The following is a 15,053-nucleotide window of genomic DNA, read 5'->3' as shown; positions in this document are numbered from 1 at the left end:
GTCAGCCGCCCGCGATCCCGTAGGTCGCAGCGGCCGCGGCGTCACCGGCCGCGTAGCCGGCTCCGGCCGTTCCGACGCCGACGCCGGCCCGACCCAGTTCCTCGACGCCCTGGGCCGCCACCGCAGCGTGCTCCTCGCCCTGCGCGCTGAACCCGGCGGCGGTCTGCAGCGACACCGGGTCCGCCGCCGGCGGTACCACCGCGGTGATCAGCGGCGCCGCGCTGGCATGCGCGGCGGCCAACCGGGCCGTCAGCGCCTCCACCGCGGCGCTGGCGGCGGCCAATCCTTCAGGAACCACTCGCAACGTCATGACTGACTTCCCTCCTGTTGCGTATCACCAATAATCGAGGCCGCACCGACCAGCGGATTGACCAACTGCAGGTACGTCGGGTCGTCGCTGTCGGACAGCAGCACGGCCCGGCCGGCCGGCAGCCGGCTGAACCGCTGACCACGGATCTTCCCGCTGTCCTGCGGGTTACCGGCCAACATCAACGTGGTGGCCTGCAGGTCGTTGAACCTGCGCAGCAGCGGGTTGGTCATCAACGCGTGCGCCGACCCAGACGCCCGACCGGTGACGATCACCCGCAGCCCCAGCTCGGCGGCCTGACCGAGCAGCCCGATCAGCGGGGTCCAGGGACGCTGGCCGACGTACGGACCGCTGGTCGCCGCCGAGTCCGGGACCTGGTCGACGTCGTCGATGATCAGGTAGTGGGTGTGGCTGTCGGGGCCGCCCTGGTACGTCCACCGCGACAGTTCGGCGGGCGACAGACCGGCCGGCGGCCGGCGTGACTCGATCAGGTTGGCCAGGCCGATCATCGCCGGGGTGATCCGGTCGATGTTGGCCGTGTACTCGTTGTCCGGGAACAGGGGTTCGTCGACCAGGTGCAGTCGCCGGTCGAGCACGGTGAAGGCGACCTGGTCGGCGGTGGAGTTCTCGCGGATGGTGCGGATGATGTGGCGCAGCAGCGTGGTCTTACCCGACTTGCTGTCGCCGAACACCATCAGCAACGGGTGCTCGCGGAAGTCGTGCACCACCGGCGCGAGGTCCTGTTCGCGCTGGCCGATCACGATCTGCTCGGGTCCCCGATACAGCGCGCCGACCGCGGCCGGTGTCAGGTTGGTGGGCAGCAACCGGACCGGCGGCGCGACCTGGCCCGGGTAGCGGGCGTTGATCTCGGCGATCTGCTCCAGTTGCGGCTCGGCGAACAGGAAGTGCTGGGCGGCCATGGTCAGGCCGCGGCCCGGCTGATCGTGCGGGACGGCTTCGGCCGGGCGATGCAGCGCACCGGCCACCCGCACGTTGCTGTCCCGCGCGTCGTGCAGCCTGAGCTCGAGACGCAGCCCTAGCCCGTCGCGCATGGCCAGCGGCACCTCCAGCCAGCTCGGCGTGGTGACGACGACGTGGATGCCGTAGGCCAGGCCGACATTGACCAGTTCGGTCACTTTGGCCAGCAACGGATTTCGAGTGTTGAACTGGTCGGTGTTGTCGCGGCTGAAGGCGTACAGGTTGTCGATGACCAGGAACACCTCGCCGAATCCGTCGTCCTGCGGCGCGACACCCTGGCCGTTGCCGGGACGGTCGCGGAACGCCTCGCGGTGCTGGCGGTACAGCAGCAGCTGCTCCAGCTCACCGAAGGTACGGCGGATGCGCTCGGGCTCCAGCGCCGAGGCCACCGTGCCGACGTGGGCCAGATCTTCCAGCGCACGCAGCTGTCCGCCGCCGTAGTCCAGGCAGTAGAAGGTGACCTCGCGCGGGGAGTGCAGGCTGGCCGCCGACATGATGAAGGTCTGCAGCGCAGTGGACTTTCCGGACTTCGGACCCCCGTGGATGACCATGTTGCCGGCCGCCGAGGTGGCGTCGAACACCAGCGGGTCGCGGCGCATCTCGAACGGCTTGTCGACCTCGCCGAGCGGCCAGCGCCACTGCCGCGGCTGTATCCCGGAGCGGGCCAGCACCGCGGTCAGCGGGATCGGTTCGTCCAGCGGGGGCAGCCACAGTTGCGGCGCTCGCGGTCCGTAGCCGGCCAGTTGCTCGCCGATGGTCGCGATCAGCTTGCGCGGCGGGCCGATCGGCTCGTCTTCCTCACCACCGGCGATCACCATGCCCGGATCGGGCTCCACCGCTGCTGCGGTGAACAGCTTTGGCTCCGGAATAGATTGCACCACAAGTGTTTTCGCAGTCTGAGGGGGCTCGTAGATACCGTCGACGTAGGTGGACCGGAACTTGATCGGGGTGGCACCCGGTGCGGGCACCAGGAACCCGATTCCCTTGTGCTCCTTGCCGGATTCGATGTGATAGGCATCCTCGACCCCGATGATCTGGCGGGACACACTGGGGCTGGCCACCTTCAAACCGATCCGGTAGGAGGTGTTCTTGTCGATGTCCTTGATCTTGCCCACGTCCAGCGTCTGCGAGGCGAACAGGATGTGGATACGGAACGAGCGCCCTTTACGCGCCACGTAGTCGAATAACTCCGCGTACTCCGGGTGATCGGCCAGCATCAGGGTGAACTCGTCGGCGACCACGAAAAGCGTTGGAATGGGCGGCAAATCGTGGCCCGCCGCCTGCGCCGCCTCGTACTCGGTCACCGAGTTGAACGCACTGCCCTGCACGCGGCGACCGGCCTCACGCAACAGCATCTCGCGCCGGGCCACCTCGCCGCGCAGCGTGTCGGCGAACCGGTCGGCCAGCGACTTCTTCTCGGCCATGTTCGAGATGACCGCGACGACCTGCGGGAAGTTGCGGAAGCTGTCGGCGCCCGCCTCACCCTTGAAGTCGGCGTAGATGACGATCAGCCGGTCGGCTGAGTGCGTGGTCAGCAACGCCAGCAGGATCGACATCAGGGTCTGCGACTTGCCGGAACCGGTCATACCGATCATCAGCCCGTGCGGCCCCATGCCGCCTTCGGCCTCGTCCTTGAGGTCGAACATCAGCGGCTCACCGGTCGCGGTGACGCCGATCGGGACCCGCAGCTCTTCGTCCCGGCTGCGTGGTGCCCACAGCGCGGGCACATCGAGCCGGGATGCGTCCGAAATGCCCAGCAGGGTGGTGAAATTGGCGCCCCGGGTGGCCGCCGAGCGCAGCCCGGTGTGGGTGGGGTTGGAGTCCCAGCGGGACAGCCGCCGCGCCAGGTGCGCGGCCTCGTCGGCACCGAACTGGTCGGCGGCGTCGATGTACGGCTGCCAGCCCCCGGTCTGCCAACGCTGAATGGCCCCGCCCGCCACCTGCAGGATCGGCTTCTCCGGGTCCGAGTACTGCTCCCGGTTCGGCGGGGTGGCCGAGATGTGCAGCACCGTGACGCCGGCGCGCCCGGCCGCCAGCGTCGAGAGGTTCAGGTCGTAGCCGGGGTCGTCCACCACGATCAGCAAGTGCCGCAAGGCATCCACCGGCCGTCCGGTGAAGGCCGGGCGGTCCTCGATGGCCGGCCCGAGCAGGTCGATCAGGTCGTCCGGGTCGGTGGTGAGGTAGCGGGCCGGGCCGACGCCGTCGACCTGACCGGGAATGTCGACGTGCGGTAGCCATTTCAGCCAGGACCAGTCGCGGCCCTCCAGGTCCCGGCTGGCCAGCGCCACCCCGAGCACCGTCGGATCGTGCCAGGTCACCGCCTGGGCGATCCAGGCGCGCACCGCGCCGCGCACCTCTGCCTGGCCGGCGCCCGCGCCGGGAATGACCGTGATGCGGGACAGCTTCGTCAGGTCGACTCCGGTCGGCACATCGCGCACGGTGCGCTGCGTGTCGAGCAGGCTGCGTAATGCGCTGTGCGACACCGGTTCCAGATCGATTTCGTCGGCGGTGTCGTTGACCCGCAGCGCGGTGGTCAGCGGTGCGGAGTGCCGACCGGCCCGCAGCACCAGGAAGTCGGGGTCATGCGGGTCCCGCTCCCACTGCCGTCGGGACCCCGGCACCGCGGCCAGCGCCTCGGGCTCCGGGTGCGACCACTCGGCCGCGGTGCGCTGCTCGGCCGCCTGGGCGCGGATGTTGTCCCGGACCACCGAGAGGTAACGCAGATAATCGGCCCGTTCGGCGTCGACCTCCTCGGTGCGCATCTTGTTGTCGTTGCCGCGGTAGAGCGCGGTGGCCGCCAACAGCAACACGAACGGAAAGAACAGCGTCTGCGGCGAGATCACCCGCATGCCGGTGGCGAACAGGGCGACGATCATGCCCACGATCAGGATGCCGATCAGATACGGCATGGCACGCCGGAACAGCGAGGGCGGGATCACCCGCGGCAGCTCCGGTGGCGCCTCGATGGTGATGGTGCCCTTGCGGGCACTGGGCGGCGCCAGCCGCCGGCGCGCCTCGAATATCAGTCTGCTCATCGGGGCTCCCCTTCGGCGGATACCGGACGACCCGGCCGGCTGTCCGGCGGCAAACCGTCATGCGCCAGCAGCGCATCGGTGCGCGACAGCGTCGGGCCTGCTGCGAACAAGGACAGGATCGACCACGGTATGGCCAGCGGCGGCGAGGTAAGGCCAAGCGCCTCAACGGCTTTGCCCTGTCCGTTGGAACCCGACTGGCCCCTGGACCGGTCCGACTCGTTGTCGATGCCGTAGCGCACGCCGGTGTCCGACACCCAGAACAGCGATCCGGTGGCCGGTGCGGCCGCTCCCCCGCCGACGGTCTGGGTGAAATAGCCGGTGCCGGGCGTCAGGGCGACTTTCGCGCCGCCGCCGACCAACTCGACCGGCCGGACTCCCTCGGCGACCGGCAGCGCCGAGCCGGACAGCAGGGTCAGCGAACTCGTCGCCGCACCGTTGGGCTTGCTCCAGGACGCGCAGGTGACCGGATTTCCGGCGGCGTCGACCAGCGTCACCGGCTGCGCGGGGTAGCGCGAGGTGTCCAGCAGTCGTGACACCGGCAGCTTGGCGATCTCGTCGGCAGCCAGCCGCGGAGGCTGTTGCAGGCCATAGGAGTTGGTGTTGCGCAGGATCGCCGCCAGCACCGGTGAGATCGGCTGCAGGCCGTCCGGCAGCACCGCGTAGAAGTTGTCCGCTCCGGCCCGGTCCACCGCGTAGGACACCACCACCGCTCCGATCGGCGCGGGCACCGCGAAGCCGGCCGGGTTCCCGGCGTTGGGGATGGGCGGCGCCGCCAGGGGTGGGGATTCCGGAATGGCATTGAACAGGCCTGAGGCGATGGGCCGTGGCGCGGGCACGTCGGTGCCCAGGCCCAGCGCGTTGGTGACGGCGCGGTCGGCCAGGTCGATCCGGCTGCGCTTGCCCTCCCAGAGCAACCAGGTGCCCTCGCCGCCCGATGCGGCGGCGTCGACCAGGATCACCTGCTTCGAACTGACCATGGACGCCCGGGCGCCGTCACTGTGCAGCGGGCCCGCGATCACCGTCACGCCCGTGCTGCGCGCGCCCCGCCCGGGTTGCCCGGTGACCCCGTCACATACCGTCCAGTCCGCGTCGCGCGAGGTGCTCTGCACCATGCGCTCCGGAGCACCCGGGATTCCGACCAGGTTGCCACGCGGAAACTTGTCCAGCTCAGCACTTTTGACCGTCGTGGGGTTGACGGGCTGACCGGCGATCAGCCGGGCGGAGGTCAGGTTGAGCACCGGGTGCAACTGGTCGCCCACCCGCACATACAGCGCGGCGGTGGACCGATCGGCGAGCACCACGTTGTTGCCGACCTGCCCGTTGGGCCGGATCAACGAAAACACAAAGCACCCAAGCAGACCGGTGACCAGCAGCAGCACCCCCATCAACACCGCACGCGACTGGCTGCGCAACGGCTCGACGAGCATTCTGGTGTCGTGCAACGCAATTCCGGAGGCGATGCGCCGCATCACGAACCGCCAGCCGGTCACCTGGTGGCGGGTGACGAAACCACGCCGGTACTCCACCTTGTCCGGGTTCTCGTTGACCGGGGTCCGGGAGGCGAACGACCGCCGATCGTCCGCCCACTCCCCTTCGGACTCGTTCTTGCTCATGCGGGCACCGAAAGTCCGAGACCGCGCAGCAGCGGAGCCACGGTGTTGCGGACGTCTTGTGCGGTGATTGTCATCAATTCCTCATCGGTGAATTCACCTGTGCCGGCTTGCTCGGAATGATCGAGCCGGAATTCGCGCTCTTCCTCCGAGCGCTCGACGATGTTACGAACGAACCGGCCGTTGCCGGCGATGTCCAGGCTGCGCCGGTCGATGCCGTTGCTGTCGGGTGACGAGGTCTCGGCCAGGTGGGTGAACAGCTTCTGCATGTCGGCGAGCGCGGCCGGCTCGAACACGCTATCCCGTTGCTGCGCCATGAGATTCGCGATCTCGGTCAGCTCCGAAGGCTGGTAGGACGGGAAGTCGATGCTGCGGGTGAACCGGGACCGCAGACCCTCGTTGGTGTCGAGGAACTTGTCCAGGTCGGCGCGATACCCGGCGATGATGACCACCAGCCGGTCGCGGTCGTTCTCCATGCGCGCCAGCAGTGTGTCGATGGCCACCAGCCCGAAGTCGTTTTTGGCGCCGGTGGCCACCAGCGCGTACGCCTCGTCCAGGAACAGCACACCGTCCAGCGCGCTGTCGATGATCGCGTTCGTCTTGGCCTCGGTCTCACCGATGTGCTGGCCGATCAGGTCGGCGCGATGCACTTCACGGATGTTCTCCCGCTTCAAAAGGCCTAGGCCGCAATAGATCTTGGCGACCACACGGGCGATGGTGGTCTTACCCGTTCCGGGCGGGCCGGCGAACACCAGGTGGTGGGTGCGCTGGGCGACGGTCAATCCGCGTTGCTGTCGCAGCACCGCCATGGCCACCGAACTCTTCAGTCGCGATACCTGGTTCTTCACTTCGTCCAGGCCGATGAACTCGTTGAGCGCCACCTCCGCTTCGGCCAGCAGGGCGGCTTTGCGCTCCCGGGCACCGGGGTCCACGAAGTCGGCGTCGCTGGGTTCGGTGTCGCGATTCCACGGGTCGGTGCGGGCCTCGATGCGCGCCGCGGTGGTGGTGACCATCCCGAAGGTCGGGTCGGACAGCGCCTGCTCGATTTCTTCGTTTTCCGGGTTCGCGGCATACAACTCGTGCAGCACGTCGCTGGCCGCTTCTTCGTCCACGTGCGCGCGCAGCGCCAGCGCCTTGGCCAGCGCGCCGTCGACGGCGGCCACGGCGATGGGCCCCTCGGGTTCTTCCAAATAGGACAACGCCGGAGCGAACATGCCCAGTCGCGCCAGTGAGGTGCCCAGGGCGATCTTCACCGCGTGCGCGAAGGCCTCGTCGAGGTCGGGGTCGTTGACGATCGGGGTCAGTAGCTTGACGACGTCCGACCAGCGCTCGGCGCGGTAGTTGATGACGACGGAGATCCAGCGGGCTTCGCGCGACTTCGGCCGGCGTTCGGCGATGCGGGTGACGATGTCGTTGGCTTCGGCGAAGTGCCCCTCGGATGCCAGCGCGGCCGCGTAGGCGAGGTGGAAGTCGTCCGGCGTACTGGCCCGGAACTGCAGATACAGTCCGGTGTCGTAGCGGAACCCGAGCGCGCCGGGCTTGAGCTCCACCTGGCGCTGCAGCACACCCGCCGTGGCCGCGGTGCGCGACACCTGCTCCAGCACCCGCTTGGAGGTGTCGCCGGAAGCGGCCAGACCGGTCCACGCGTCGCACTGTTCGTGCGCGACCCGGGTCAGTGCGCTGAAGCCGGATCGGGCCGCATCCAGGTCGGCGGGGCGCTGCCGCTCGTATACCGCGATGCCCAGGGCGCGGCAGCAGGTGGCAAACCTGCTGATCACGTCTTCGTCCACCCTGCCGTCCGGTCGGGATGCGCGGGGTTGAGCCGCCAGCATGCCTATGTCACCGCGTTCCACGCGCCTGCCGTCCCCTGATGTCACGATCGCCATTGGCGAAGTTTGCCTGTCATTAGCCCCACGAAGTTAGCATTCCCTAAGCTAACTGTCGAGGCGGTCAATTGGGTGCTGTACGCCACAATTGCTCCCGTCCTGACCACGGCTGACCAGCATTTCTCCGGCTCGCCACGATTGCGGGCGAACTGGTTCAGCAGCTTACTGAATATGATTTTCATTAACAACTTGGGGGCTCATCTCTGCTCCTCGGGTGTCGGTGGCGGCCAGGTCTCCGGCAGCATCGGCACCACCGGTCCCGATCCGAACTCGTCGCCGGGCAGTGCGGCCAACCCGGCAGCTGCAGCCGTCCCGGCGCCGACCGTCCCGGAAAATCCCAGCGGTCCCGCGCCCCGCTCCGATGCCACCGGCGCAGCGTCCGGCTCAGGATCGGCGCTCAGGTACTCGAAGCGATGGCCGCGATCCTGCACGGCCGCCCGGCGGCGCCGGCGCCCGCGGGCCTGTTCCTTCGCGGCTGCGGTAACGACCGCCGGTGCAGAGGCTGCATCCGGCTCGGCGGCTTTGCGGCCGGCGCTGGACTTCGCCGTCGAGCCGGCGCCCATTCCCGGCCCGCCGACCAGATAGGGGTAACCGGCCGGCCCCGCACCCGGCGGCGCCGGGGGCGGCGGGGCGGGGACGCCGTGCTGGCGGGCCGGCGCCGCGCTGGACGGCGCCGGTGTCGGCGCCGGCGCGGGGGTTGCGGCACCCGTGCCGAGCGGGGAGACCGCCGTCGCGGGCGGACCGGCCGCCGGTGACACCGGTACCGGCACGGCCGCCGGCGGGTTGCCGGCACCGATCCCGGCCAGCCCGCCCAGACCGGCCAGGCCGGCCAAGCCGAGACCGGCCGGCGGTAGCCCGAGCGCCAGCGGCACGAGCAGCTGCAGCTGCGGGAAGGTGCTGATCGCCTCGCCCGCATGCCCGATCTCGTCGGCCACCAGCAGCGGCAGGTCGTTGTCCAGCTGCGCGAGGGCAGCCGACGGATTCTCCGGAAACTCCTCGATGTCCCTGGCCAGGGTGTCGGTGATCTCGGTGACGCGATTCAGCCACCAACTCAATTGCGTCGGGTCGCCGCCGTCGTTGTCGACGATGCCGCCATCGTCGTCTCCGTCGTCGGTGTCACCGTCGTCGGCCGCCTCGATCTGCGGAGCCGGATCGGCCGCCGACGCCGGCGCCGCGGTAGCGCCGGTGGCATCGGTAGCCGCTTGATACGCGGTCATGGTGCCGGCCGCCTGAATCCACATCCGGACGTAGTCGGCCTCGTTGACCGCGAGGGGAATCGTGTTGATCCCGAAGAAGTTCGTGGCGAGCAGCGCGGCATGCGTCGCGTGGTTGGCGGCCAACTCCGCCAGGGTCGGCATGGCGGCCAGGGCCGCGACATACGCCGTCGCGGCAGCCTCGTGCCGGGCGGCCGCCGCTGCGCTGGTGACAGCGGAGCGCTGCAACCACGCCAGGTAGGGCCCGTGCGCCGCCGCGTACCGGGCGGCGGTCGGACCGTCCCAGGCGCCGGACTGCACGGCCGCCAGCACGGCGGCGAGTTCGTCGGCCACCGCGGTGTACTCCGAACTCAGCGAGTTCCAGGCCTGCGCGGCCGCGAGCAGCCCGGCAGGACCCGGCCCGGTGTTCAGCAGGGCCGAGTGGGTCTCGGGTGGGAACGCCATCCAGACCGGCACGTATTAGTTGTCGGTGCCCGCACTGGGGTAGTTCCCGGAGCACCGAGAATTCCTGCCAGCCGCACAGGAAACTCCTACCTGGACGGCGGCATCACGGTTTGGTCGCGCTGACCAGCGTGTTGCGGGCGAACATCGCCGCCGCCTGCGAATCCGGCCCCGGGATCGGCCGGCCCACCTCGCGCAGGTAGTCGTTGAGCGGCGTGCCGATCGCCGTCCAGCCGTGCTGACCGAACCATTCGGCGGCCGGCGCGCACTGCTCGTTGTAGACCAGTTGGAAGAACGGGCGCCGGCCGCGGTCCGGGTTGGCACGCTCCTCGGCGATCCTGGCCTCGAACTCATCCGGCGGAAGCGGGGCGCCGTCCTCCACCGCGACGTGGCTGCCCGGGGCGGCCAGCGCGTCGATGCCGGTGAACAGCTGCTCCTCCGCGGCGGCCGGGAGGTAGATCAACAGTCCCTCGGCGATCCAGGCGGAAGACTTGGTGGAGTCGAAGCCGTTGTCCTGCAACGCCTGCGACCAGTCGTCGCGCAGGTCGACGGCGATTTCGCGTCGTTGCGCTCGCGGTTGCACGCCGTGCTCGGCCAGCACCTGCCGCTTGAATTCGAGCACCTGCGGCTGATCCAGCTCGAATACCGTCGTCCCGTCCGGCCACGGCAGCCGGTAGGCCCGGGAGTCCAGGCCGGCGGCCAGGATCACCACCTGCCGGGCACCGGCCGCCGCGGCACGCTCGAAATATGCGTCGAAGTACTTGGTGCGGCCGGCCTGGAAGTTGACGAAGTGCTGACCGAAATCGTCGCTCTTCAGCTCGTGGTCGGGCGCGTTTCCGTCCAGCACGTCGGCCCAGGTGCCACCGACGGCGCGACAGAACATCTCGGCGTACGGGTCGACCACCAGCGGTTCGGGCTTCTGGGCCTCCAGCGCCCGAGCGGTCGCGACGAACAGCGCCGTCGAACCGACGCTCGTGGTGATGTCCCAGGTGTCACGTTCACTTCGCACCCGACCGACTCTACGCGTCCGCCGGGTGGTCAGCGGTGGTCCGTCTCCCAGGACTGGGGCAGCATGGGTACCGTTGGGCCACTGCCGAATTCATCGTCCGCAAGCGTCGCCAGCCCGACGGCGTCAGCGGCCGGCTCGTTGCGAACCGTGCCGGCAAAACCGAGGTTTCCGGCGCCGCGATCGGAGGCCACCGCGACGAGTTCGGGTGCGTCCGGGGCGTCCCACTGCGGGTCGACGTCGATGTTCATGTCCACGAACTCGTTGCCGTGGCCGCGCTGCGTGGTGCGCCCGCGCCGGCGCCGGCGGGCCGCCGCGCGGGCTTCTGCCGCGGCCGCCGCGGCCGCCGAGTCGGGCTCCGACGCCGAGCGTTTGGCGCCGGCGGCGGCACTCATCCCCGACCCGAATTCGACGCCGGGACCGCCACCCACCAGAAATGGGAAGCCGAACCCGGCCGCAGCTGGAGCCGGGGGCGGGGGCGGGGCGGCGCTGCTGACCGAACTGGTCATGGTCGGCGCCGTCGTGGCCGGCGCTGCGGGCGCGGCCGATGCGACGACGGAGGGGGCCGAGGACGCGACCGCAGGCAATGTCGGCGCCGCGGCCGCCGGCGGCACGATCGCGGGCGGCAGCGCGGGCTGGATCGCCCCCAGACCCGCCAGGCCCGACAGGCCCGACAGCGACCCCAGGTTGGCGATGGCTCCGCTGATCGCCACCGCCAGCAACTGCGGGGATTGGCCGACGGCTTGCAGCGCCTGCGCGACGTGGGTCGGCCAGTCGAACTCGGCGAGCTCCACCAGGTACTCGAACGCCGCGGCGGGATTGGTGAACAGCTGCTGCACGAACGTCTGGAACTGCTGGCCGAATTCCAGCGAGCGGGCCACCCACCACAGCGGTTGCGTCGCATCGGCGTAGTCGTGCATGTGCACGCCGTTGAGGGTGCCTTCCAGGGGATCCCAGTCGATCTGCCCGTTTGTCACCAGCCGGAGCAGGTCCGCGACGAGGTAGTCGAGCGCAGTGGGGTCCCCGTGATCGTGGTCTTCGTGACCGTCCTCGCCTTCGTGCTCTTCCTCATGGTCATGGTCGTCATGGTCATGGTCGTCTTCGGCGAGCACGATCTGCGGTGCCGCACTGCTCTGGGGCGTGGCCCCCAGCGCGGCACCGGATACGGTGTCGTAGGTTGCCATCGCGGTGGCCGCCTGAACCCACATGCGGGCGTAGTCGGCCTCGTTGAGCGCGATCGGGATGGTGTTGATCCCGAAAAAGTTGGTGGCCACCAGCACCCCGTGGATGGCGTGGTTGGCGGCCAGTTCGGCCAGCGTGGGCATGGCGGCCAGCGCCGTCGTGTAAGCGGCGGCGGCGGTTTCGTGCTGGGCGGCCGCGGTCAGGCTGTTGGCGCCGGCCTGCGTCAGCCAGGCCAGGTAGGGGACGTGCGCGGCGAGGTACTGTTCGGCGCTCGGTCCTTGCCAGGCTCCGCCCTGCACGGCACCGAGCACCGTGACGAGTTCGTCGGCGACCTCGGTGTACTCGGAGCCCAGCCACGACCAGGCGGCCGCGGCCGACAGCAACGAGCCCGGGCCCGGGCCGCTACTGAGCAGCGCCGAATGCACTTCGGGCGGCGACGCCATCCACATCAGCATCGCTCACCCCCGCGAATAGATGAGAATGATTTTCATTATCAGCTATTCGACACCACTGTGCGTCGCCGCGCAAGTCCTCTCCGGACTGCCGGCGTCAGGTCCGGGAGAAACTCAGATGAGCGGTCGACCGGCCTTGATGCGCCGATCGAGGTCCCACAGCAGCACGTTGAACGGGAAGTGGCGGACGAACCGCGGCATCAGCCCGTTCTTGATCCGCACCACCATCATCAGCTGGTCGAACAGGCGTTGTCGGCGCTCGTCCCAGGGAAAACCCATCTCGTCGCGGAACCGTTGCGGCAGAAAGCCGCTGGTGATCAGCAGGGCAAGGCTCTCCGGGACCACGGTCAGCAAACCGGGCAGGGGCAGCCGCTTAATCCGCGCGACCGCAATCGGATAGAGGTACTCACGGACGGCGTCGTCGATGTGCACCTTGGCCAGCGACTCCTGCCAATAACGGTCGAACGCGGCGCGGTCGGCCGGCCACATCTCCGGCGGCACCTGCAGGGTGGTGCCCAGCGCCATCCCCTCGCGGTAGTGGCGCTCGGCGTCTTCTTCACTGAGCTCCCCGACGAAAGTCCGGTAGACGTCGACCCCCCCTTTGTAGAGGCAGGCGGCAACCCAGAGCTGCAGTTCGGGGTCGAAGGCGTTGTACTGGACGGGACTGTCGGGCGTGGAACGGACTTGCGCATGCGCCCGGTTCACGGCGCGGCGAAAGGCCGCCTTCTGCGCGTCGGTGCCGGCGGTGGCCACAGCCAGGTAGGTGAAGGTGGTGCGTGCCCGCTTGATCGGATGCAGGTCGATACGTCCGCTTTCGACGCGACTCTCCATCACTCCGTACCCCACGCCGGGCCGCGCGAGCTGCATGATCACGTTGGCGGGCCCCGCCAGTAGCGCGACCCCCATCATCCCGTCGTCAACGCTCGGCCCCCACAGCCGCCGGGTTCGCCCGGATCGGGCCGGTTCTGCGACCGCCCGTTCGACGTGCCGAACCAGGTCCTGACTCATCTCAGGAGTTGCCATCCAACGACCCTTCTCGCCCTGCCGGGTCCGCAAATTCTGTTAACATTCGTTTCCAGATGTTTGTCGGTGCCCACCCGTGCTGTCAAGATGGGGGCCATGGGTTCCGATCACGCAGCTGCGAGCACGCGACCTTACCGCGGAGTGGACGCCGCAGCGCGCCTCGCCGAACGCCGCGGAAAGCTGCTCGCGGCCGGCCTCGAGCTACTCGGCGCGGTCCAGAAGGACTTGTCCGCGGTCACGGTGCGCGCGATCTGTCAGGAAGCCGGCGTGGCGACCAGATACTTCTACGAGAACTTCTCCGAGAAAGACGAGTTCATCGGGGCGGTTTTCGACTGGATCATCGCCGATCTGGCCGGCAAGACCCAGGCCGCGGTGCTGGCCGCGCCGGTAGCCGAACAGACCCGAGCCGGGATGGCCTACATCGTGAACACCATCTCCGACGATCCCCGGGTCGGCCGCCTGGTGTTCAGCACCCAACTCTCCGATCCGATGGTGATCCGCAAACGCGCCGAGTCCACCGCGTTGTTCGCGGTGCTGTCCGGGCAGTACGCCGCCGGAGCGCTGCACATCTCAGCAAACGAGCGGCTCAACATGGGCGCGCACTTCGCGGTGGGTGGCGTAGGTCAGGCGATCAGCGCCTGGCTGGACGGCAGCGTCAGGCTGGCGCCCGACGAACTGGTCGATCAGCTGACGTTGCTGGTGAGCGAATTGACCAGCCCGGGCCTGTACGGCCTCAAGGGAAAAGCGGAAGTTGCCACAGGCGCATCCCCGGATCCAGGAGCCAGCGACGCATCAGGGTGATCCGCATGATGCGCTGCGCACCGCTGATCAGCAACATTGCCATCGGCACCTCGATCAGCAACGCGGTGACCACCGACAGCCACACGTCGTCGGGCCCGGCGGTCATCAGGTCGAACCAGGCGTCGCAGATCAGCAACACCCCGCTGGTGAATGCGGTCAGCAGCAGCAACTGCCGGCGCAGGAAACCCAGCACGGCAGTCGCCAGCATGAACCCGACCAGCAGGATGTCGAAGCCCACCCAGGTGGCCGGCCAGTTGTGGGCGACGTAGTTGGGGGGCAGCGTCATCGACAGGTACCCGATCCAGGGCACCAGGGCCATCGAACCGCTGACGATCAGCCCGAGGTTGATCCGCCGCCGCCGACCCAGCTCGGCGGGTTCGACCAGCTCGCTCAACGGTTGCTCGAGCCGCGAGATCAGCTCCTTGCGCTGCGCCGGGGACAGCGCCGCAATCTGCTCTTCGCTCAGGATGTGCTGTGTCACACCCGAAGACTGTCACACTCGACGGCTAGTGGCCGACGGCCACCGGCGGCCGCCGGTCGGCCGCGGTCTTGGGCACCGCCGGGGTGTCGGCTTCATTGAATTCCCTTATCCAGCAAGCGAACTCAAGCATGATGCCGTCGGGATCCTGGAAGTAGAAAGACCGCACGTAGACGCCGGGATGAACCGTCGCCGCCACCTGCATAGGGCTCTCGTCGTGATTGAGCACCGGGCCGACCCGCACCCCCTTGTCCTTCAGCCGCTGCCGATACGCGTCGAATTTGTCCGCCGGCACGTGGAAGGCGAGATGGTTCATCGTGCTCACCGCGCTGGTGATGTCGCCTAGCCCCGGCAGCGCCCCGGGCGAACTGATCCCGGGCACCCGGTCGGCGGCCTCGGTGAACCAGAAGAATGCGACGCAGTCGCCGTTGCCGGCGTCGAAGAAGAAGTGCTGACCCGCACCCCCGGGCAGATCGAGCGACTTGATCAGCGGCATACCCAGGATGTTGCTGTAGAAGTCCACGGTGCGCGCCATGTCCGAACACACCAGGGCGACGTGGTTGATGCCGCCGAGCTCGAACTCGGTGTTGGTGTTGTGCGGCTTGATCATCGCCCGCCTCCCTACCTAAGATCCAAACCT

At 68.8% G+C, this 15,053-nt stretch carries 11 protein-coding genes; 1 reads left to right on the top strand and 10 read right to left on the bottom strand.

All coding sequences use genetic code 11. From position 1 onward, the window contains the following. Position 1: 1 nt before the first annotated feature. From MKCMC460_RS04155 to MKCMC460_RS04120, 8 genes are all read right to left on the bottom strand, one after another. Positions 2-310 (bottom strand): PE family protein, encoded by a 309-nt coding sequence (locus MKCMC460_RS04155; RefSeq protein ID WP_236980313.1) that lies wholly within the window; start codon positions 308-310, stop codon positions 2-4. Further along, positions 307-4,320, bottom strand: a complete 4,014-nt coding sequence (gene eccCa, locus MKCMC460_RS04150; protein ID WP_238305329.1) for a type VII secretion protein EccCa — start codon at positions 4,318-4,320, stop codon at positions 307-309. The genes MKCMC460_RS04155 and eccCa overlap by 4 nt, the downstream gene beginning before the upstream one ends. Beyond that, the gene (eccB, locus tag MKCMC460_RS04145) at positions 4,317-5,933 is read right to left on the bottom strand and encodes a type VII secretion protein EccB (protein ID WP_238305327.1); all 1,617 of its coding nucleotides are present in this window, start codon (positions 5,931-5,933) and stop codon (positions 4,317-4,319) included. Before eccB ends, eccCa begins: the two co-directional genes overlap by 4 nt. Next, complete coding sequence (eccA, locus tag MKCMC460_RS04140; RefSeq protein WP_236984610.1) at positions 5,930-7,783, bottom strand: type VII secretion AAA-ATPase EccA; 1,854 nt, start codon at positions 7,781-7,783, stop codon at positions 5,930-5,932. The genes eccB and eccA overlap by 4 nt, the downstream gene beginning before the upstream one ends. Positions 7,784-8,013: 230 nt before the next feature. Further along, positions 8,014-9,474, bottom strand: coding sequence for a PPE family protein (locus MKCMC460_RS04135; protein ID WP_238305326.1), 1,461 nt, complete (start codon positions 9,472-9,474; stop codon positions 8,014-8,016). 103 nt (positions 9,475-9,577) lie between these two features. Next, positions 9,578-10,480 (bottom strand): class I SAM-dependent methyltransferase, encoded by a 903-nt coding sequence (locus MKCMC460_RS04130; protein ID WP_236980295.1) that lies wholly within the window; start codon positions 10,478-10,480, stop codon positions 9,578-9,580. A gap of 29 nt (positions 10,481-10,509) precedes the next feature. Beyond that, positions 10,510-12,114, bottom strand: coding sequence for a PPE family protein (locus MKCMC460_RS04125; RefSeq protein WP_238305325.1), 1,605 nt, complete (start codon positions 12,112-12,114; stop codon positions 10,510-10,512). A 111-nt stretch (positions 12,115-12,225) separates the two neighbouring features. Continuing rightward, positions 12,226-13,134, bottom strand: a complete 909-nt coding sequence (locus tag MKCMC460_RS04120; RefSeq protein WP_236980291.1) for an oxygenase MpaB family protein — start codon at positions 13,132-13,134, stop codon at positions 12,226-12,228. A gap of 96 nt (positions 13,135-13,230) precedes the next feature. Between MKCMC460_RS04120 and MKCMC460_RS04115 the strand changes: the two genes are divergently transcribed. Then, positions 13,231-13,935 (top strand): TetR/AcrR family transcriptional regulator, encoded by a 705-nt coding sequence (locus tag MKCMC460_RS04115; protein ID WP_236980283.1) that lies wholly within the window; start codon positions 13,231-13,233, stop codon positions 13,933-13,935. On the opposite strand, the gene MKCMC460_RS04110 is transcribed toward MKCMC460_RS04115, so the two are convergent. After that, positions 13,868-14,416 (bottom strand): hypothetical protein, encoded by a 549-nt coding sequence (locus MKCMC460_RS04110; protein ID WP_236980282.1) that lies wholly within the window; start codon positions 14,414-14,416, stop codon positions 13,868-13,870. The genes MKCMC460_RS04115 and MKCMC460_RS04110 overlap by 68 nt on opposite strands. A gap of 25 nt (positions 14,417-14,441) precedes the next feature. Then, a complete protein-coding gene (locus MKCMC460_RS04105) occupies positions 14,442-15,023 on the bottom strand; it encodes a VOC family protein (protein ID WP_238305324.1) in 582 nt (193 codons plus the stop codon). Between the last annotated feature and the right edge of the window lie 30 nt (positions 15,024-15,053).

The sequence above is a fragment of the Mycobacterium sp. 20KCMC460 genome, assembly GCF_022179425.1.
In the GTDB taxonomy this organism is placed as follows: Bacteria; Actinomycetota; Actinomycetes; order Mycobacteriales; family Mycobacteriaceae; genus Mycobacterium; species Mycobacterium kiyosense.
The sequence above is the reverse complement of the archived record's forward strand: the minus strand, read 5'-3'. Positions and strand labels throughout refer to the sequence as shown.

Bases quoted from the DNA above. Each gene is read 5' to 3' on its own strand.
- MKCMC460_RS04155 (WP_236980313.1), bottom strand. From the start codon at position 310: ATGACGTTGCGAGTGGTTCCTGAAGGATTGGCCGCCGCCAGCGCCGCG.
- MKCMC460_RS04115 (WP_236980283.1), top strand. From the start codon at position 13,231: ATGGGTTCCGATCACGCAGCTGCGAGCACGCGACCTTACCGCGGAGTG.
- MKCMC460_RS04125 (WP_238305325.1), bottom strand. From the start codon at position 12,114: ATGCTGATGTGGATGGCGTCGCCGCCCGAAGTGCATTCGGCGCTGCTC.
- eccCa (WP_238305329.1), bottom strand. From the start codon at position 4,320: ATGAGCAGACTGATATTCGAGGCGCGCCGGCGGCTGGCGCCGCCCAGT.
- MKCMC460_RS04105 (WP_238305324.1), bottom strand. From the start codon at position 15,023: ATGATCAAGCCGCACAACACCAACACCGAGTTCGAGCTCGGCGGCATC.
- MKCMC460_RS04135 (WP_238305326.1), bottom strand. From the start codon at position 9,474: ATGGCGTTCCCACCCGAGACCCACTCGGCCCTGCTGAACACCGGGCCG.
- MKCMC460_RS04120 (WP_236980291.1), bottom strand. From the start codon at position 13,134: ATGGCAACTCCTGAGATGAGTCAGGACCTGGTTCGGCACGTCGAACGG.
- eccB (WP_238305327.1), bottom strand. From the start codon at position 5,933: ATGAGCAAGAACGAGTCCGAAGGGGAGTGGGCGGACGATCGGCGGTCG.